The following is a 20,545-nucleotide window of genomic DNA, read 5'->3' on the forward strand; positions in this document are numbered from 1 at the left end:
TTTAGCTAAGTTTCCCCTAAGAAAGAATAATTTTGCAGCTGTATTTATTTAAAATAGTGTTTAAAAATAATCAGGATAAATACATTGAAGAAATAACCGATTATGAAAAATAAGAAGGAGTTAAATACTTGGTTAAATGCTTTTAATTTATCGCGCCCTTTAGTAATTGCTGGCCCGTGCAGTGCAGAAACAGAGGCGCAAGTTTTATCTACTGCTCGCGCACTTAAAAATACAGATACAAGCATACTACGTGCAGGAATATGGAAACCTCGAACACGTCCTGGAAACTTTGAAGGAGTAGGAATAATAGGGTTAGAATGGTTGCTTAAAGCCAAAAAAGAAACAGGTTTGCTTACCGCTACCGAAGTTGCAAACCCTACGCATGTAGACTTAGCCTTAAAGCACGAAGTAGATGTTTTATGGTTAGGAGCCAGAACTACTGTATCGCCTTTTGTAGTGCAGGAAATAGCAGAAGCACTTAAAGGAACAGATAAAATTGTTTTGGTTAAAAACCCCATTAATCCAGATTTAGCGCTTTGGCTAGGAGCTGTAGAACGCCTCTACAAGCAAAACATCTCCAAATTAGGTGCCATCCATAGGGGGTTTTCTACCTATCAAAAAATCACCTACCGCAATAATCCAGAATGGCAGATCCCAATTGATTTGCAAACAGAAGTTCCAGATTTACCTTTGCTATTAGATCCTTCGCATATTGCGGGAAATCGCTCTCTAATTTTCGATTTATGCCAAACAGCACTAGATTTAAACTATGATGGATTTATGATAGAAACTCATCCTAATCCAGATGAAGCTTGGAGCGATGCAAAACAACAAATCACCCCTTCCCACTTATCCGAAATAACAAAAAACCTAAGTATTAAAAGAGAAATCTCTAACAGCAAAACATTTATAGATGATTTAGCTAGTCTTAGAGCCAAAATAGATGTTACCGATAAACAATTAATTGCCATTTTAGGAGAACGCATGGGGATTGTTAAAGAAATAGGCGCAATAAAAAACAAAAAAAATGTAGCTATCCTTCAAGCAAAAAGATGGAATGAAATTTCTCAAAAAATGATTCAATTAGGAAAAGAAAAACAACTCAGTGAAGATTTTATCCTTCAGTTTTTTAAAGCCATTCACCAAGAATCTATTCGACAACAAAAAGAATATTAATTGCAAACAGAAAAAATTAACCAATTACAGCAAACAACTATGGTAATTGACACATAGGACACCATAAATTTGTATTTTTGAAACTGTTGCAAAATTTATAATTAACACATTGATTGAAGGAATTGTATATAAGTCTACCGGAAGTTGGTACGCTGTAAAAACCAAAGATAACTTAACTTATTCATGTAGGTTAAAGGGGAAGTTTCGCCTAAAGGGAATCAAAAACACCAACCCCGTAGCCGTAGGCGATAAAGTAAAGTTTAAACTAGAAGAAACTGCCGATGAAACTATTGGAGTAATTCAAGAAATAGCTCCTCGGCATAATTACATTATCCGAAAATCGGTCAATTTATCTAAGCAAACTCATATTATTGCAGCAAATATAGACCTAGCGCTATTGGTTATTACGCTTAACAACCCTCCAACATTCACTACATTTATCGACCGCTTTTTGGTAACTGCCGAAGCTTATCACATTCCTGTTATCTTACTTTTTAACAAAGTAGACACTTATAGCGAAACCGAAAAAGACGAGATACGTTACCTGATGGCGCTATACCGAGAAATAGGCTATACATGCATGCCTATTTCGGCAAAAACAGGCTTCAATGTCGATAAATTAAAGCTCGCTATGAAAGATAAAACCTGCTTATTTTCTGGGCATAGCGGCGTAGGGAAATCGACCATTATTAATAACTTAGATGCTGATTTAACCTTAAAAACTGCCGAAATTTCTCAACAACACCTACAAGGGCAACACACTACTACCTTTGCAGAAATGTACGATTTACCTTTCGGGGCCAGAATTATAGACACTCCAGGAATCAAAGGCTTTGGAATTGTAGAAATAGAGAAACAAGAATTAGGAAATTATTTTCCTGAATTTTTTAACAAAAAACAAGATTGTAAATTCAACAATTGTCTACACTTAAACGAGCCGAAATGCGCTGTAAAAGATGCACTTGAAAATGACGAAATTGCGTGGTCCCGGTACAAATCATACTTACAAATACTAGAAGGCGAAGAAGAAAACTACCGAACCGATATTTATAAAAATAAAGACTCATGAGAGCAGTAATCCAACGTGTAGCACAAGCGGAAGTTAGTATAGCAACAACAACGGTTGGTAAAATAAATCAAGGTTTATTAATTTTAGTTGGTATTGAAGAACAAGATAAGCTTACCGACATCGAATGGCTTTGCCGAAAAATAATAAACATGCGCATTTTTGCCGATAAAGCCCAAGCAATGAATCTCTCTGTACAAGATATTGAAGGAGAGCTACTCGTTGTAAGCCAGTTTACCTTACACGCAAGTACCAAAAAAGGCAACAGACCAAGTTTTATAAAAGCAGCAAAACCCACAATAGCCATTCCTTTATATAAAAAATTTATAGAAGAATTAGAAAAACAACTAGGCAGAACAATACAAACAGGCGAATTTGGAGCAGATATGAAAGTAAGCCTAGTTAACGACGGCCCTGTAACCATAATTATAGACTCTAAAAATAAAGAATAATGAATATACAAGATGCGCAAAAAGCCGTAGATAATTGGATTAAAGAACATGGTGTACGTTATTTTAACGAGCTTACCAATATGGCACAACTCACAGAAGAAGTAGGTGAAGTTGCACGCATTATTGCACGCCGTTACGGCGAACAAAGCGAAAAGGAAAGCGATAAAAACAAAGATTTAGGCGAAGAACTAGCCGATGTAGTTTTTGTAGTACTTTGCCTTGCCAACCAAACAGGTATAAACCTACAAGATGCTTTTGATAAAAAATTAGATTTAAAAACAAAACGAGACCACAACCGCCATCATCAAAACAAAAAACTTCAATAAAAATGAGTTTCAAAAAAATAACAAACACACCTAGTTTTTGGAGATCTGTACTGTTTTTAGGACTTGGATTTTTTATTCTTTACAATCTTTTTATCACACTATTTAATTATAGGATAGATTTTACCACCTTTTATGAAGAACGCATAAAAGTAGCACCTATTAGATTTATTATTGCCAATATAATTAGCAGCTTTTTTTACGGGTTCATTATTAGCTATTTAAAATTTAAAACTGCGCTTAAACGTAAACAAAATGAATAAACAATCTTTTTCGGTACACTTAACTGCGGTAAAAAACACCATAAAAGAATCCGAAATAAAGATTACTGGCTCTAAAAGCGAGTCGAACAGGTTATTGATATTACAAGCCCTTTATCCTGATATCCTAATAGAAAACCTATCAACGGCAGACGATACTATCGATCTCCAAAAAATTCTCTCTACCAAAAGTAACACCTACAATGTAGGCCATGCAGGTACTGCCATGCGTTTTCTTACTGCCTTTTTTGCGTCTAACCCTAATTCAGCCGAAGTTGTTCTTACCGGAAGCAAACGCATGCAGGAGCGTCCCATTAAAATTTTAGTCGATGCACTAAAAACTTTAGGAGCCGATATAACTTACCTCGATAAAGACGGCTTCCCTCCTTTAAAAATAAAAGGAAAAAATCTATTAAAAAACAACGTCAATCTTGTAGCTAACATTAGCAGTCAATACATTTCTGCCTTAATGCTTATAGCCCCAAATTTACCACAAGGCTTAGAAATTACTCTCGAAAAAGAAGTTACCTCGCTACCTTATGTACAAATGACCTACGCACTACTAAGCGCCTTAGGTGCCGAAGTTAGCTTTAACCAATATCAAATTTCTATACGACCATTAACCAAAATTAAAAAACATCATTTCTTTGTAGAATCCGATTGGAGTGCTGCATCCTACTTCTATAGTTTGGTTGCTTTAACCTCTACCGCTAAAGTTAGGCTAAACACATTTAAGCAAGATAGCCTTCAAGGCGATGCCTTACTACAGCAATTGTATGAGCCTTTAGGCGTAAAAACCAAGTTTATTACCAAAAACTATATAGAACTTTCTAAAACGCCTCGTAAACTCCCCTTATACTTTGAGGCCAATTTATTAGAAACCCCCGATATTGCCCAAACAATAGTAGTAACCTGTTTAGGGCTCGGTATAGGCTGCAAACTTACAGGCTTACATACCTTAAAAATTAAAGAAACTGATAGGCTTGTTGCTTTAAAAAACGAAATAGAAAAACTAGGGGGCGAATTAAGCTTAACCTCTAGCTCTTTAAACTTAGCTCCTTGTTCTAAATTAAATAAAAACATCCAAATAAATACATACAACGACCATAGGATGGCAATGAGTTTTGCCCCTTTAGTGCTAAAAACACCTCTTACCATTAAAAATGCAGAAGTGGTTTCTAAATCGTACCCTAAGTTCTGGGATGACCTCGAAAAGCTCTCTATTTCTGTAAAAAAACACTATAAAAATCTATTGCTGAAATAATTGCCCATTTACTTGACAACGCCTATTGCGGAGTTGTATATTTGCACTTCTAAAAAATCTAGTATGGGAATGAAACTTTCACAGTTCGATTTTGAACTGCCAAAAAAACTCTTAGCCGAATATCCTTCAGAAAACAGAGATGAAGCCAGACTTATGGTGGTAAACCGTAAAGAGCAGACCATAGAACATAAATTGTTTAAAGATCTTATCGATTATTTCGAACCAGAAGATGTTATGATTTTAAACAACACCAAAGTTTTTCCTGCTCGTCTTTTCGGAAATAAAGAAAAAACAGGTGCACGTATCGAAGTTTTCTTACTTAGAGAATTAAATGCCGAAACACGCCTGTGGGATGTATTGGTAGATCCCGCACGTAAAATACGTATAGGAAATAAGCTTTATTTTGGTGAAGATGAAAGCCTTGTAGCCGAAGTAATCGACAACACGACTTCTAGAGGGCGTACCTTACGTTTTCTTTACGATGGCTCTTATGAAGAGTTTAGAAACAAGCTTAACGAACTAGGAGAAACTCCGCTTCCTAAATATATAAAACGAGAGGTTGAGCCAGAAGATGCAGACCGTTACCAAACCATATATGCTAAATCTGAAGGTGCTGTAGCTGCACCAACCGCAGGATTACACTTCTCTAAACACCTGCTTAAACGTTTAGAAATAAAAGGAGTAAATCTAGCTGAAGTTACCCTGCATATTGGCCTAGGAACTTTTAACCCAGTAGAAGTAGAAGATCTATCTAAACATAAAATGGATAGCGAAGAAGCAGAAATTTCTACAGAAGCTGTAGCCGTGGTAAATAACGCTATTGCCGAAAAACGAAGAATTTGCGCGGTAGGAACAACCGTAATGCGTGCCTTAGAAAGCTCCGTATCTTCTAATGGTACATTAAACGAATTTAAAGGATGGACAAATAAGTTTATCTTCCCTCCTTATGATTTTAGCATTGCTAACTGTATGATTACCAATTTCCATACACCAAAATCAACCTTATTAATGATGATTTCTGCTTTTGCAGGGCATGATTTAATGAAAAAAGCTTACGAAGAAGCTGTAAAAGAAGAATACAAGTTTTATTCTTATGGAGACGCTATGCTTATTATATAAGCGTTGTTAAACAGTTTGATATAACACAAAAAGGGTTATCTAAAGCTTCAAAACAAGCACTAATCTAAAAGCAGATTGGAAGTTTGATTATTTTTTAGCTTTTTAGATAACCTTTTATTATTTATACCTTTGTTCTATGAAAGTTCAAAAAAAAGATATAAGAGCACTTAGTAAGCAAGAATTACAAGATTTTTTTGTAGCTCAAGGCGAAAAATCATTTAGAGGAACACAAGTATATGAGTGGCTATGGAGCAAAGCAGCGCATAACTTTGCCGACATGACAAACCTCTCTAAAACAACACGCCGTATGTTAGAGGATAATTTTGTTATTAATCATGTGCGTGTAGATAAAATGCAAAGAAGCAAAGATGGCACCATCAAAAATGCCGTGAAATTGCATGATGGATTAACAGTAGAATCTGTACTAATTCCTACCTATTCGCGAACCACGGCTTGTGTATCTTCTCAAGTAGGTTGTAGCTTAGATTGTAAATTTTGCGCCACAGCTCGCCTAAAACGAATGCGTAACCTTAACCCTGACGAAATATACGATCAGGTTGTTGCCATAGACCAAGAAAGCAGGCTATACAATAACATTCCGTTATCTAATATTGTTTTTATGGGGATGGGAGAGCCTTTAATGAACTACAAAAATGTTCTAAAAGCTATAGATAAAATTACCTCTTCAGAAGGGCTTGGCATGTCGCCTAGACGTATTACTGTTTCTACTTCTGGCGTGCCTAAAATGATTAAAAAACTTGCAGATGATGAGGTGAAATTTAACTTAGCTCTATCCTTACATTCTGCTATAGATGAAGTGCGTTCGCGCATAATGCCTTTTAATACAACTTTCCCGTTAGCCGATGTAAAAGAAGCCTTACTTTATTGGCATCAAAAAACTAAAAAAAGAGTTACTTACGAATATATTATCTGGAAAGATATTAACGATAAAAAGGAAGATATTGATGCCTTGGTTAAATTCTGTAAACTCATTCCTTGTAAAGTAAACATTATAGAATACAACCCTATAGATGATGGCATGTTTCAGCAAGCCGATGAACGGGTAACCAACGCATACCAAAATGCATTAGAACGCAACCATATAACGGTTACCGTACGAAAATCTAGAGGAAAAGATATTGATGCTGCCTGTGGGCAATTAGCCAATAAATCTTCTTAAAAATTAAGCTATACAAATTTTAAAGGACATTTTACGAGATAGAGCCATCTATAATCAAAAACTATTTCTTATAAAGATTAAATCTATTTTTGTTGTAAATACAACAGTTGTCTATGCAATCAGTTTTAAATTATCAAGATTTTTATAATTTGCTTACAGGCAGAACCCCACACACATTTAATCGTGCTTTAGGAACTAGTTTTTAAAAAAATAAAATTGAAATTTCTAAAGAACATTGGTCTATCTTAGCAATATTATGGGAGAAAAACGGATGCTCGCAACAATACCTTGCCCAAAAGAGTTTTCGGGATCGTCCCAGCATAAGCCGTTTAATAGATAAAATGGAAAAAGACGGATTGGTAGAAAGAAGAAACGATAAAAATGATAGGCGATTAAAATTAATTTTTTTAACTTCTGCGGGGAAAAGTTTAGAAAAAAAATAATTCCACTTGTCCATAAAACAATAAAAAAAGCCTTGACAGGAATTGATAATGAAAACATAATGATCATTAAAGAAACTTTTGAAAAAATAAATCAAAATTTAGACAAAAAATAAAATGGCATTCAAAACCACCACCACCATCATCGCTTGTCTTGCTACATTCTTAGGAGTTTCGCAAACGCAACTAGAAGTCAGCCCGTCTTTACAAGAGGCCATTGAAAAGGCTATCGATAAAAATGCCGCTATTAAAAATAAGCTCTTAGAAGTAGAAAAAATAAATACCGAAAGAAAAAGTGTTTGGAACAAATACATCCCAAAAATAGAAGGCTCAGCCAATTATATGTATTTCGATACAAACATAACGGTCGATCTGCCTACTGGGCAAATCCCGGTATTAAACCAACCTATTTTTGATGAAAAAGCATCGTTTGATAATTACGGAAACATTTTAATGGGTAGCCTAATGGCAAAAACAGTGCTTTTTAGCGGTTTTCAAATAGAAAACGGGGCAAAAGCCTTAGCTCAAAAGCAACAAGGTACAACATACCTTGCCGAAGCAGAAAAGGAAAACTTGGTGAAAGAGGTTATTCATGCATTCGACCAAATCCGATTGCTTGATGCTATCGAAATCCTTTTAGAAGATAGCCAAAAACGCCTAGCTATAGAAACCAAAAGAGTGGAAAGAGCCATCGAGGAAGGCTTAGCCATTCCTTACGACAGGGATAAAATAAAGCTAGCCAACTTAGAACTTGAAGGTAAAAAAATAGAACTTGAAGGCAACAAAAAAGTACTCTTCCAAAAAATAAACTACCTTACAGGCTATACCCTAGAGGAAATCAATCAAGTAAATTATTTACTTACACCTTACAGCATTCCAGAAAACCTATCTACAGAAAACAAACAAGAATTAAAAGCCTTAGCCTCTTATAAAAAAGCATCGGCTTACGCGATAAAAAAAGAAAAAGGCAGCTACCTTCCTGTTTTAGGCGCTTTTGGTGGAGTTTCTTACACCAGTGTGTTTGATGCTACAGTAATTACTCCAAACCTCCCCATCATGAACAATAACCTTTATGGCAAATTAAACGAGTTTACACTAAGCCCTAATTGGATGCTTGGTGTTTCTATGAAATGGGAACTATTTAGTGGCTTTGAGCGTAAGCATAAAATACACAAAGCTAAATTAAACGCATTACAAATAGATAATAAACTAACAGATGCCAAAGAAAAGTTTAATGTGCTGCTAGAAAACAACATCTCCCAATACCAAATTCAAAATCAAAAATACCAAATAGGATTAACACAAGAGAAAGTGGCCTCGCATAACTTAAGCATGGCTATAAAACAATACCAAGAAGGCCTTATTAATATTTCCCAGCGCTTAGAAGCCGAAAACGACTTATTAAAAGCAGCTACAAATAAAGTTAACGCCTTGATAAACCAACGACTTGCTGCTCTCGAAGCCATATTGGTAACAGGAGAATTAACAAACACCGTTTTAACCCAATAGAAATGAAAAACATATACCTAGCCACTACCATCATAACGCTCTTACTTTCAGGATGCAACACCCCTCAAAAAAACAACATTCAAGGGAAAATAGAACGAGAACAACTAGGCGTAGTTGCTAAAATACCTGGTAAAATAATCGACATTCGCGTTCAAGAAGGAGAGCTTGTTAAAAAGGGAGACACCCTTGCCATTTTAGACATTCCCGAGGTAGACGCCAAAAAAAACCAAGCAAAAGGTGCGGTAGAATCTGCAACAGCTCAATATGAAATGGCAGTAAAAGGGGCTACCAAAAACCAACTTAAGCAATTAGAAGCAAAAAGAGTAGCATTAAAAGAACAATATGACTTTGCAAAAAAGTCGATTACAAGGTTAGCGAACATGCTAAAAGATTCGCTAATACCTCAACAAACCTACGATGAAGCTTTTGCTAAATACCAAGGAGCACAATCGCAATATTTGGCAGTTCAAGCCGAAATATCCGATGTAAAACATGGCGTTCGAATAGAACAACAAAAAATGGCCTTAGGGCAACAAAAAAGAGCATTAGGAGCTTTAGAAGAAGTCTCTAGTGCAGATGCAGAACGCTATATCATTGCGCCGCAAGATATAACTATAGAAAACATAAGCCTTAATGTAGGAGAATTGGCCCTTCCTGGCTATACGCTTTTTAGCGGTACAATTTCTAACTCTACTTATTTTAGGTTTACAATTCCAGAGAGTCAACTCGATAAAGTAAAAAAAGACCAAAAAGTAAGCGTTAATGTGATTTATAACAACACCACTATCGAAGGGAAAATAACCACTATTAAAGCCTTAGGTGCCTATGCTAACATTGCAACAGCATACCCTGATTACGAAATACAAGAAAGCCTGTTTGAAATAAAAGTAACACCTACCGATATTAAAAAAGCACAAGAATTATTTACAAAAACCACTGTAATTCTGAATTTACCTTAATCTAACATGAAAAACTTCATCGCACTTATCAACAGAGAGTTTCGATTATTTTGGAACAACAGCGTACTCCGGTTACTATTTATTGGCGCTCCCATTATGTACGGAATACTTTTGGGCTTTGTTTACCAAAAAGGAAAAGTTACCGATTTACCTATTGTGGTAGTTGATGAAGATCAAAGCCAAATGAGCAAAAAGGCTGTTGAGATGATGCAAGATAATGAAGTGCTAAATGTAGCTTACCTTCAGTATGACCAGAATAAATTAACACAAATAGTTGCGGAGAATGATAACATTCCTGCAATTGTAATTATCCCTAAAGATTTCGAAAAACAAATAATGACAAAAAAATATCCCGAAATCTTAACCATTGTAAATACATCAAATGTGCTAACCGCCAATTATGCCTCAACAGCAATACAAATCTGTTTAGGAACATTAAAAGCAGGCGTACAAATAGAAAGTCTAAAAAAACAAGGCATGCCCGAAAGCATTGCCCTTACCCAGTACGAACCCTTTAAAACTACGTTTATTAAAAAGTATAACCGTAGTACCAATTACATGTATTTTTTATGGCCAGGAATTTTAGCCACAGTACTACAACAAGTACTGTTATTAGGCCTAGCACTTTCTTTTGCTTCGGAATATGAAAATGGAACGTTTAAAACATTAATTACTCAAAATCCATCTATCCTTAAAATAATGGCGGTAAAGATAATTCCGTACTTGCTAATGAGCTTCGGAATATGGCTACTCTATTATTTATTTACCATTTGGTTTAGAATTCCATTTTACGAAAACCTGGGTGCATTAACCCTTATTGCAGGGGTCTTTGTAGCTTCGGTTTCTTTTATCGGAATTTTAGTAAGTATTTTAATTCCTAGTCAGCTAAAAGCCACCGAAATCTTAATGGTTATAGCCACGCCCAGCTTTATTCTAAGTGGTTTTACTTGGCCATTATCTCAAATGCCAGAATGGGTAGTTGCCATTGCAAATGTAATCCCACTCACACATTTCTTAAAAGCTTTTAGAGTGTTACTCATCGAAGAAGGTAGCTTGGCACAAAGCATGCCCGCCGTATGGGCTATGGTTTGGATAGGTGTAGTTTGTGCACTCTTATCCTATATTGCTTTATTCTTTAAAAAGAAAAAAATCCTTAAAGCAACAAACAACTAGGGGTTGGTTTCATGTAAATAGACAGCTTTGAAAAACCTTTGTTTTTTCATGCGAATATCAAAGTATATAATTGTATTTCTATGTCCGTTTCTATGTTCGTTTTTAGTTTTTTCCATATTTTTCGTAAAAACAAAAACGGCTAAAAACTAAAAAACCCCTGTGATTACAGGGGTTTTCGTGGTACTCGGAGCGGGACTTGAACCCGCACGACCGCAATGGTCATTGGATTTTAAGTCCAACGTGTCTACCAATTCCACCATCCGAGCGTATATTTTAATTTACAGCTTAGAGCGAAAAACGGGATTCGAACCCGCGACCTCCACCTTGGCAAGGTGGCGCTCTACCAGCTGAGCTATTTTCGCGTTATGTAAATGAACGTGCAACGATTTGCGGTTGCAAATATATGTGTTTTTCTTGTTTCTACAAAGCTTTTTTCAAAAAAAAATACTTTTTTATGGCTTTGGGGTTAATAATCGCTTTATCTCATTAAGCTTCATCAAGGCTTCCACAGGTGTAAGTGTATCTATATCAGTTTGTAAAATTTCTTGTTTCACCTCCTCCAATAAAGGATCATCTAATTTAAAAAAACTTAATTGAGGTTCAGCTTCCGTGGCTTTTTTTAGTTGTTCATCTTTATTTTCTTGTCGATGCGATTTTTCTAACTTCTTTAAAATCTTTTCTGAACGATGAATAACCTGCTGTGGCATTCCTGCCATTTTTGCAACATGAATTCCAAAGCTATGCTCACTTCCTCCTGGTACCAGTTTCCTTAAAAACAGTACATTATTTTTGGTTTCTTTTACCGAAACATTATAGTTTTTTATCCGCTCAAAAGTTTGCTTCATCTCATTAAGTTCATGATAATGTGTGGCAAACAAAGTTTTAGGCCTACTAGGGTGCTGGTGTAAATATTCGCTAATTGCCCAAGCTATCGAAATTCCATCATAAGTACTTGTTCCTCTACCAATTTCATCTAGCAATACTAAGCTGCGTTTAGAGATGTTATTTAATATACTGGCGGTTTCGTTCATTTCTACCATAAAAGTAGATTCGCCCATACTTATGTTATCACTAGCACCTACTCGGGTAAAAATTTTATCTATCACCCCAATTTCTGCTTTTTTTGCAGGTACAAAGCTTCCCATTTGTGCCAATAAAACAATTAGAGCGGTTTGCCTTAAAATAGCAGATTTACCACTCATGTTGGGACCTGTTATCATGATAATTTGTTGTTCATCTTGCGATAAACTTACCGAGTTTGCTACATAAGGCTTATCGGGAGGGAGTTGCTTCTCGATAACGGGATGCCTGCCTTCTTCGATATGAATATCATACCCTTGATTCATAACTGGTTGCTGGTAATTGTGCTCTAGGGCTAAACGTGCAAAACCTGCTAAACAATCTAATTGCCCTATTTTTATGGCGTTTTGCTGAACAATTTTTATATAATCGTAAATCCAAACAACTAGTTTTGTAAACAGCTCTTGCTCTAAACTTTGTATTTTTTCTTGCGCGCCTAATATTTTAGATTCGTATGTTTTTAATTCTTCGGTAATGTAGCGTTCTGCATTTACCAGTGTTTGTTTACGAATCCAATTTTCTGGTACTTTATCACGATGGGTGTTTCTTACCTCTAGATAATAGCCAAAAACATTATTACTCCCTATTTTTAGGCTGGTAATTCCTGTTTGCGCTACTTCTCGCTCCAACATTTTATCTAAATAATCTTTCCCCGAAAAAGCAATTTTTCTAAGTTCATCTAACTCTTCTGAAAAACCATCGGCAATAGCATTTCCTTTAGCAATATTTACAGGTGCATCTGGGTGAATTGCTTCTGTTATTTTTTCACGCAACAAAGCGCAATCGTGTAAATTATCGGAAAGCACTTTTAATGGCTCTACTGCTGTTTGAAAAGTAATTTCTTTAATAGGAATAATCGCATCTAAAGATGTTTTTAACTGCAGTACTTCTCTCGGGCTTATTTTTTGTGTAGCTACTTTAGAAATAAGGCGCTCTAAATCGCCTATTTGTTTTATTTGATTTTGTAGCTTTTCAAGTACCTCGGTATTTTCTGCCAAATAAGCAACTATTTTATGGCGTTGCTCTATTTTAGATTGATTTTTTAACGGCAAGGCCAACCAACGTTTTAACATACGCCCGCCCATAGCAGAATGGGTTTTATCAATCACATCAATCAAAGTTACTGCTTGTGGTGTGTTGGCTTGGTATAATTCTAAATTTCTGATGGTAAACCTATCCATCCAAACGTATTCTTCTTCTGCAATACGCGCAATCGAAGTAATGTGCTTTAATTTATTGTGTTGTGTTTCGCTTAGGTAATATAAAACAGCTCCTGCCGCCATTATTCCTAAAGGTAGTTGGGCAATCCCGAAACCTTTTAGACTATTAGTATCAAAATGGTTTGTAAGAGTTTCGTTAGCATAGTCTGGGGTAAAAACCCAATCGTCTAAATAAAAACGATGGGTATCTTGCTGAAAGTTTTCAGCTATAATTTTCTTATGCTTTTTCTGAATTAATAATTCACTAGGTGAAAAATTTTGCAGCAATTTATCTATATATTCTTGATTTCCTTGGGCCGTAAGAAATTCTCCGGTAGAAACATCTAGAAAAGCCACCCCGTAAGTTTGTTTATCTACATGTATAGCCGCTAAAAAATTATTGCTTTTTTGCTGCAACACTTCATCATTAAGCGCTACTCCAGGTGTAACTAACTCTGTAACCCCTCGTTTTACGATTTTTTTGGTTTGCTTTGGGTCTTCCAACTGATCGCAAATAGCCACGCGCTGACCCGCTTTTACCAATTTGGGCAAATAGGTGTTTAACGAGTGGTGCGGAAAACCTGCAAGCTCGGTTTTTTCATCGCCGTTATTTCTATGGGTAAGTACAATTTGTAATATGTTTGCAGCCTTAACAGCATCTTCGCCAAAAGTTTCATAAAAATCGCCCACTCGAAACAAAAGCATCGCATCTGGATATTTTTGTTTAATCGAGTAATATTGTTGCATTAACGGAGTTACCTTCTTTGCTTTTTTTGCTGTCAATTTCTTGTCTTTATTATTAGAAAAAGTAAAAGTACACAAACTATCCTTTTCTTAAAAACCTTTTACATCTTGTAAGCTCTTTTATATGCAGAAAAAATAAGCGACTTTTTTAGTGTAAGTTTTCCTATTTTTGCTTCCGCTTAAAAATACAACCAAGTGTACCTATCATGAAAAACAGAAAACTTAAAAATAGTGAGTTAGAACGCATTAGTGTTTCTGAATTTAAGAACACCAAGAAAACACCTATTATCGTTGTGTTAGACAATGTAAGAAGCTTGCATAACATTGGGTCTGTTTTTAGAACGGCAGATGCTTTTTTGGTAGAAAAAATTTATTTGTGTGGGATTACAGCTACTCCGCCGCATAAAGACATCCATAAAACAGCCTTGGGCGCTACCAACACGGTTGATTGGGTTTATGCTAAAGATACGCTAGAAATAATTGAGCAACTTAAAACCGAAAACGTAAAAATTTTAAGCATCGAACAAGCTGAAAATGCCCAAATGCTTAATGACTTTAGTCCTAATAAAGAAGAAAAATATGCGCTTGTTTTTGGCAATGAGGTAAAAGGTGTACAGCAAACGGTAGTTTCGGCAAGTGATAAGGTGATTGAAATCCCTCAATACGGTAATAAACACTCGTTAAACATATCGGTAAGTGTTGGGGTGGTAGTTTGGGATGTTTTTAGCAAACTAACTTAATTAAAAATAGTTTCTAAAAGCTTTAGGTAATCTTCTCTATTGGCTATAAAATCGAGTTCAGAAACATCGATTATCTTGATAGGAAAGTAATGCTGATTTTTTATAAAACTCAAATAGCCTTCGTTTATCTTTTCTAAATACTGGCCTCTAATGTCTTGCTCATAGCTTCGCCCTCTTTTCTTTATGTTTTCTAATAATCGTTCGGTATTTTGGTATAAATACACATACATATCGGGTTTTGCTACATCTTTATACATGATGTTGAATAGCTTTTTATACAAAGCAAACTCCTCTGGGGCTAAGGTTATTTTTGCAAAAATTAAGGATTTATAAATATCATAATCAGCAATTACATGGTCTGTAAAAATATTGTATTGTGAAATATCATCAATAAGTTGCTGATACCTATCGGCCAGAAAGGACATCTCTAACGGAAAAGCATAACGTGATTGATTTTTATAAAATTTAGGAAGAAATGGGTTATCTTTATAACGCTCCAAAACCAACGCCGTATTATAATCTTGAGCCGCCAAAGTTGATAAACTTGTTTTCCCTACTCCTATAGCTCCTTCTATAACCAAATAATTATAAGGATTGTCGGGAAGTAAAGGTTTGTTAAGTTTTTGAGGCACTTTGCTTATTAAAGAAACATCTTTTGTGGTTGCCTTCAATACCTCTATAGATTTATTTAAACTGGGGTGTATAAAATTTGGAGCTATTTCTGCCAATGGAAACAGCACAAATTTTCGTACGGTTAACCTTGGGTGCGGAATGGTTAACTTTGGTTTATCTACAAGTATATTTCCATAAAAAATAACATCTATATCTATACTTCTATTTTGGTAAGCATTTACCTCTTTATTTCTTGTCCTTCCTAGTGTTTTTTCTATTTCTAGCAGTTTTTCGAGCAATTTTTCTGGGGGTAAAAAAGTATCTACACCAATACAAATGTTATAAAAATCGTTCCCGTCAAAGCCCCAAGCAGGTGTTTGATATACACTAGATATTTCGGCAATATTTCCTACCTGGTTATGTATTGCATTTATAGCATTTTGTAGATGTTTTAGCTTTTCATCAAGGTTGCTTCCTAAGGATAAATATACGCGTGTATGTTTCAAAAAAAATAGATTTGGTATTTTTTGGCAAATTAAACAAAAGAAAATAACATAAACGTATTTTTGCAGTTTGTATACATAATTTTATGAAAGAAATTCATCCGCAGCATTATTCAGCATATAAGGTTTACCTTGTGCTAGCATCGTTATTTATTGCATCGTTGGTGGCTTCTAACCTTATTTTTCAAAAATTTTTCTATTGGGATTTTTTTGGGGTTTATACTTTTGAAATTTCGGTAGGTGTTCTCCCCTATCCTATCACTTTTTTAATTACCGATTTGATTAGTGAAATTTATGGTAAACGGAAAGCTAACCAAATTGTAACAGCCGGTATTTTTGCTTCCTTATTCTCTATGCTTATTGTTTACACGGCACAAATGGCTCCTGCCACAAGTTGGTCGCCCATAAACGACAAGCTATTCTCTAAGGTTTTTGGCAGCACTGTTATTGCGGTTTTAGCTTCTATGCTAGCGTATTTATTTGCACAATATATCGATATACAATTATTCCATTTCTGGAAAAAACTTACAAAAGGTAAACACTTATGGCTTAGAAACAACTGCTCTACTTTCTTATCACAGTTTGTAGATACCTTTACAGTGGTTTTCCTACTTTGCAGCGTAGGAAAAATAGCTTGGGAAAACTTTAGCATTTTATTGCTAAGCGGCTTTTTATTTAAAGTACTTATTGCTGCTTTAGACACGCCGTTTTTGTATCTTGGCACATACATTTTACGAAGAAAATTTAACCTTAAACCTGCAGAAGAAATAAACCTCTAAACACCATGAAAAAGATTTTTAAACTAATAGGCATCTTACTACTCCTACTTATTATTGCCTTACTGGTAATTCCTTTTTTCTTTAAAGATAAATTAGAAGCGGGAGTAAAAAACGCCATTAACGAAAATATTAATGCCGAAGTAAACTGGAAAAAATTAAACCTAAGCCTATTAAGCAGTTTCCCTAAAGCATCGCTTGGTTTACATGATGTTAGCGTAATTAACAAGGCACCTTTTCAGGGAGATACACTTGCACAAATTAAAGATATCGAGCTACAAATAGAGCTTTTACAACTTCTAAAAGGTACAGATAACATTAATCTTAAAGAGTTTTTAATAAATAAAGCGAATATTACCATAAAAGTAGACAGCCTCGGAAACGCCAACTACAACATCACAAAAGAAAGTAAAACACCTACTGAACCTAGCGAAACACCTACCGAAAAAAACACATTTAATCTTGGGCTACAACACTACAAGATAGCAAACAGCAATATCCGTTATAACGATAAGTCTTCTAACATGACTTTTCTGTTGGAGGATTTTAACCATGAAGGAACAGGCGATTTTTCGGCAAGCACCTCTAAGCTAAAAACAAAAACCAATACAACTGTTTCGTTCATAACAGAAGATGTAGCTTACCTAAATAAACACCGTATAAAATTAGATGCTGATTTTAATATGGATTTAGAAAAAATGAAATTTGAATTTCTAGACAATAAAGCCCTTATTAATCAATTACCATTAGCCTTTAACGGGTATGTACAAGTAAACGAAAAAACCACCGAGACAAAACTTAACTTTAGCACTCCAAATTCTGACTTTAGAAACTTTCTTGGGCTTATCCCAGAAACCTATGCTAAAGATATTTCTGATGTAAAAACTTCGGGAGATTTTAGCATTAACGGACAAGTTGAAGGAGTTATAGACGAAACCCATATTCCTACTTTTGCTATTAACATAAAAAGTAACAAAGCCTACTTTAAATACCCTAGTTTACCAAAAGCCGTAAACGATATAGACCTTGATATTGCTATTAATAACGAAACAGGAATTTTAGAAAATACCTATGTTAACCTAAATAACTTAAGGTTTAGAATAGACCAAGATCAATTTAAAGCCTCTGGAAAATTTAAAGATATCACTAGCAATGCAAAAATAAATTTAACCGCTAATGGAATTTTAAATTTATCCAACATAGAACAAGTATACCCTATCGAACTTGATACTAAATTAAATGGTGTTCTTTCTGCTAATATCACTACACAATTCGACATGAATTCTTTAGAGAAAGAACAATACCATAACATTAAAAGCAACGGAGAAATTGGGCTGAATAATTTCAGTTACACCTCTGATGATTTTGCCAACCCAATTGCTATTAATCAAGCTAAAGTACTGTTTAACCTAAACAAAGTTAACTTAGAGCAATTAACACTAACCACAGGAAAAACCGACGCTTCTTTTAACGGAAACATCGAAAATATTATGGGGTATTTATTTGCAGACCAAGACTTAAAAGGTGTTTTTAATGTAAGTTCAAATACTTTTTCTATAAACGATTTTATGGTAAGTACAACCGAAGAAACCCCAAAAACCTCCGAAGCTTCAAAGGAAAAGCCACAAGATGAAAGTACACCTGAAGAACAAATAAAAATACCTTCTTTCCTTGATGCAACGCTAAATTTTACAGCAAATACCGTTATCTACGACAACTTAAACTTAAAAAATGTAAAAGGAAGCCTACGTATAAAAGATGAAACTGCTAGTTTAACAAATATCACCTCAGACCTTTTTGGAGGAAACATTCGCCTTAACGGAAATGTTTCTACAAAAAACAACGCCCCTACCTTTGCAACTCAATTAGAGCTTAACCACATGAACATAGCGCAATCCTTTACAGGAATAGGTTTATTGCAAAGTATTGCTCCTATTGCCAACACCCTAGATGGTGATTTTTCAACCCGTTTAAGCTTAAAAGGAAACCTTACAAAAACGCTAACTCCTGTACTGGGTTCTCTTGCCGGAAATGCTTTTGCCGAAGTTATAGAAGCTCAAGTGAAATCAGAAAAATCGCCTTTGCTTAAGCAATTAGACAACCGCATAGATAAACTTAGCCTTGACAATCTAAACTTAAAAGAAGTAACCGCATCTTTAAATTTTGATAACGGACAAGTAAAGGTAAAACCTTTTAACATCGCTATTAATAAAGATGTTAACATACAAGTAGCCGGTAGTCATGGTTTTGACAACTCTATAAACTATCAACTTGCCGTAGCACTTCCTGCAAGCTACCTCGGAAAAGATATAGGAAGTAATCTTGCAAAATTAAGTAATCAAAATCTAGAAAATACCCTTATAAACTTACCTATTGGCGTTAGCGGAAATTTCACCAACCCTCAATTACAATTAGACATCCAACAAGCTACTAAAGAGTTAAGCAACAAAATAATTGAAGAGCAAAAAGACAATTTAAAGGATAAAGCTAAAGATGAAATAAATAAATTTTTAAATAACAACAACGAAACAGAAAAAACAAAAGAGGATAAAACCGATAAAGAAGAAGTTAAAGATGCCGCTAAAGACCTAATTAAAGGTATTTTTGGTAAAAAGAAATAGACTTACCTTATACCCGAAAATTTAAAAAATGAAAAAGATATTCTACTTAACCAATATCCTGCTATTAAGCAGTTTTATTTTTGCTTGCGCACCCACAAACATCAATTATCAAAATGAATATGACACGAGTAAAAAAACATGGGAAAGCTTTAAGAAAAGTACAGGTAACTCCTACCAATATACAGTAAGCAACAGTTCGTGGACAGGAATAACACAACAAACCACAATTACCGTAAAAAAAGGTAAAGTTATACAACGGGAATTTAAGCAATCTCATCCCCAAAGCTCTTTAAAAGAAATCGACAACATAGCTTGGATAGAAAAAGGAAAGGAAATAAATACCCATAAAAATGGAACAGAAGCAATTACCCTTGATGAAGTGTATAAAAAAGTAAAGAACAATTGGCTTATAAAAAGAGAAAACGCTAAAGTATATTTTGAAACAAAAAATAACGGAATAATTTCCACCTGTGGTTATGTTGAGCCAAACTGTGCCGACGATTGCTTTAAAGGCATCAGGATTACAAATATTAAAGCCTTAACCGCCTCCTAGACTTATGCTTTCAGTAATTACAAAACAAGCTTAAAAACTCAACAATGAAACCTTTATTAACTTTATTATTTTTTACAAGCCTAGCATGCGCTCAAAACAACATTACAGAACAAAAAATAACAAACAATACAGCACTTAAACCAGAAAATGCACTAGCAATATACAATAACTATAACTTTGCCAATCTCTGGATACAGGATAGACCTACGTTAGGCATTCTAGGTAAAAACCACCAACGCTTAAAAATAAAAATACTAAGTGTAAAACAGGATATAAACAATTTAAACAAGTACAGCATTACAGGAAAATATGCTATAAAAGGAAAAATCTACAACTTTACAGGAAGCATCGGTATCATTAAAATTAGAGAAGTGAAAAATTTACATTTTGGTGTTGACAATGAATATGAATCTCACAAAATAAAATCTCAAGGAATACTTATTGCAGAATATAAGTTTAAAGAAGATTCTTTACAAAAAAACACTGGAATATTTAAAGGTAAATTATATTCTAAATGGTATTTATCTGCTAAAGATGAAATAAAATATGATGATATAGAATTGTTTTCCGATGGTTATTTTAATAATGCTTTTATAGGAACTTGGCAACCTAACATTAATGCTCCAAAAAAAATAGCTAATTGGGGAGACTATAGAGTACCAAACGCTAATGATGATTTTGATATAGGAGCAGGAGAGTTTTTTCCTAGCAAAAAATACATCTCCCAAGGTTGGGAAGATTACTCGCCAACAGAAAAGGAAAATTGGTGGAAATAAAAATAATTTTATCTTTACAA

Annotated in this window: 18 protein-coding genes and 2 tRNA genes; 16 read left to right on the plus strand and 4 right to left on the minus strand. The window is 34.7% G+C overall.

Annotated elements, in window-relative coordinates:
• Nucleotides 1-102: 102 nt before the first annotated feature.
• The 11 genes from GGR32_RS04715 (at nt 103) to GGR32_RS04765 (ending at nt 10,921) form a co-directional block, all read left to right on the plus strand.
• Nucleotides 103-1,176: a bifunctional 3-deoxy-7-phosphoheptulonate synthase/chorismate mutase type II gene (locus GGR32_RS04715; protein ID WP_183476984.1), complete on the plus strand. Its 1,074-nt coding sequence runs from the start codon at nt 103-105 to the stop codon at nt 1,174-1,176.
• A gap of 112 nt (nt 1,177-1,288) precedes the next feature.
• Nucleotides 1,289-2,245, plus strand: coding sequence for a ribosome small subunit-dependent GTPase A (gene rsgA / locus GGR32_RS04720; RefSeq protein WP_183477168.1), 957 nt, complete (start codon nt 1,289-1,291; stop codon nt 2,243-2,245).
• The gene (gene dtd, locus GGR32_RS04725) at nt 2,242-2,694 is read left to right on the plus strand and encodes a D-aminoacyl-tRNA deacylase (protein ID WP_183476985.1); all 453 of its coding nucleotides are present in this window, start codon (nt 2,242-2,244) and stop codon (nt 2,692-2,694) included. The genes rsgA and dtd overlap by 4 nt, the downstream gene beginning before the upstream one ends.
• Entirely contained in the window at nt 2,694-3,020 is a 327-nt protein-coding gene (locus tag GGR32_RS04730) for a nucleotide pyrophosphohydrolase (protein WP_183476987.1), read from the plus strand. Before dtd ends, GGR32_RS04730 begins: the two co-directional genes overlap by 1 nt.
• Nucleotides 3,021-3,272: 252 nt before the next feature.
• Nucleotides 3,273-4,541, plus strand: a complete 1,269-nt coding sequence (locus GGR32_RS04735; RefSeq protein WP_183476989.1) for a 3-phosphoshikimate 1-carboxyvinyltransferase — start codon at nt 3,273-3,275, stop codon at nt 4,539-4,541.
• A gap of 69 nt (nt 4,542-4,610) precedes the next feature.
• Nucleotides 4,611-5,660, plus strand: a complete 1,050-nt coding sequence (gene queA / locus GGR32_RS04740) for a tRNA preQ1(34) S-adenosylmethionine ribosyltransferase-isomerase QueA (RefSeq protein ID WP_183476991.1) — start codon at nt 4,611-4,613, stop codon at nt 5,658-5,660.
• A 136-nt stretch (nt 5,661-5,796) separates the two neighbouring features.
• Nucleotides 5,797-6,840: a dual-specificity RNA methyltransferase RlmN gene (rlmN, locus tag GGR32_RS04745; RefSeq protein ID WP_183476993.1), complete on the plus strand. Its 1,044-nt coding sequence runs from the start codon at nt 5,797-5,799 to the stop codon at nt 6,838-6,840.
• A gap of 215 nt (nt 6,841-7,055) precedes the next feature.
• On the plus strand, nt 7,056-7,283 hold the full coding sequence (locus GGR32_RS12130) for a MarR family winged helix-turn-helix transcriptional regulator (protein ID WP_183477169.1): 228 nt from the start codon (nt 7,056-7,058) through the stop codon (nt 7,281-7,283).
• Between the two features lie 114 nt (nt 7,284-7,397).
• The gene (locus GGR32_RS04755; RefSeq protein ID WP_183476995.1) at nt 7,398-8,789 is read left to right on the plus strand and encodes a TolC family protein; all 1,392 of its coding nucleotides are present in this window, start codon (nt 7,398-7,400) and stop codon (nt 8,787-8,789) included.
• A 2-nt stretch (nt 8,790-8,791) separates the two neighbouring features.
• Nucleotides 8,792-9,748 (plus strand): HlyD family secretion protein, encoded by a 957-nt coding sequence (locus GGR32_RS04760; protein ID WP_183476997.1) that lies wholly within the window; start codon nt 8,792-8,794, stop codon nt 9,746-9,748.
• A 6-nt stretch (nt 9,749-9,754) separates the two neighbouring features.
• A complete protein-coding gene (locus GGR32_RS04765) occupies nt 9,755-10,921 on the plus strand; it encodes an ABC transporter permease (RefSeq protein ID WP_183476999.1) in 1,167 nt (388 codons plus the stop codon).
• 178 nt (nt 10,922-11,099) lie between these two features.
• On the opposite strand, the gene GGR32_RS04770 is transcribed toward GGR32_RS04765, so the two are convergent.
• The 3 genes from GGR32_RS04770 to mutS all read right to left on the minus strand — a co-directional run bounded on the left by GGR32_RS04770 (nt 11,100) and on the right by mutS (nt 13,947).
• Nucleotides 11,100-11,187: transfer RNA gene (locus GGR32_RS04770), tRNA-Leu, on the minus strand.
• A 23-nt stretch (nt 11,188-11,210) separates the two neighbouring features.
• Nucleotides 11,211-11,283, minus strand: a tRNA-Gly gene (locus tag GGR32_RS04775).
• Nucleotides 11,284-11,373: 90 nt separating this feature from the next.
• Nucleotides 11,374-13,947: a DNA mismatch repair protein MutS gene (gene mutS, locus GGR32_RS04780; RefSeq protein ID WP_183477170.1), complete on the minus strand. Its 2,574-nt coding sequence runs from the start codon at nt 13,945-13,947 to the stop codon at nt 11,374-11,376.
• Between the two features lie 203 nt (nt 13,948-14,150).
• On the opposite strand from mutS, the gene GGR32_RS04785 reads away from it, so the two are divergent.
• Nucleotides 14,151-14,684, plus strand: a complete 534-nt coding sequence (locus GGR32_RS04785) for an RNA methyltransferase (protein ID WP_183477001.1) — start codon at nt 14,151-14,153, stop codon at nt 14,682-14,684.
• Here the strand turns inward: GGR32_RS04785 and folK are convergent.
• A complete protein-coding gene (gene folK / locus GGR32_RS04790) occupies nt 14,681-15,802 on the minus strand; it encodes a 2-amino-4-hydroxy-6-hydroxymethyldihydropteridine diphosphokinase (RefSeq protein WP_183477003.1) in 1,122 nt (373 codons plus the stop codon). The genes GGR32_RS04785 and folK overlap by 4 nt on opposite strands.
• An 83-nt stretch (nt 15,803-15,885) precedes the next feature.
• Here folK and GGR32_RS04795 point away from each other — a divergent pair, with 83 nt between their 5' ends.
• From GGR32_RS04795 to GGR32_RS04810, 4 genes are read left to right on the plus strand one after another with little or no spacing between them, the layout of a single operon-like run.
• On the plus strand, nt 15,886-16,578 hold the full coding sequence (locus GGR32_RS04795) for a queuosine precursor transporter (RefSeq protein WP_183477005.1): 693 nt from the start codon (nt 15,886-15,888) through the stop codon (nt 16,576-16,578).
• Between the two features lie 5 nt (nt 16,579-16,583).
• Nucleotides 16,584-19,196 carry an AsmA-like C-terminal region-containing protein gene (locus tag GGR32_RS04800; RefSeq protein ID WP_183477007.1) on the plus strand — a complete coding sequence of 871 codons (2,613 nt, stop codon included), beginning with the start codon at nt 16,584-16,586 and terminating at the stop codon, nt 19,194-19,196.
• Nucleotides 19,197-19,224: 28 nt separating this feature from the next.
• Nucleotides 19,225-19,749: a hypothetical protein gene (locus tag GGR32_RS04805; RefSeq protein ID WP_183477009.1), complete on the plus strand. Its 525-nt coding sequence runs from the start codon at nt 19,225-19,227 to the stop codon at nt 19,747-19,749.
• 44 nt (nt 19,750-19,793) lie between these two features.
• Nucleotides 19,794-20,525 (plus strand): hypothetical protein, encoded by a 732-nt coding sequence (locus GGR32_RS04810; protein WP_183477011.1) that lies wholly within the window; start codon nt 19,794-19,796, stop codon nt 20,523-20,525.
• Nucleotides 20,526-20,545: the final 20 nt, after the last annotated feature.

This window comes from Mesonia hippocampi, assembly GCF_014197445.1.
Lineage (GTDB): Bacteria > Bacteroidota > Bacteroidia > Flavobacteriales > Flavobacteriaceae > Mesonia > Mesonia hippocampi.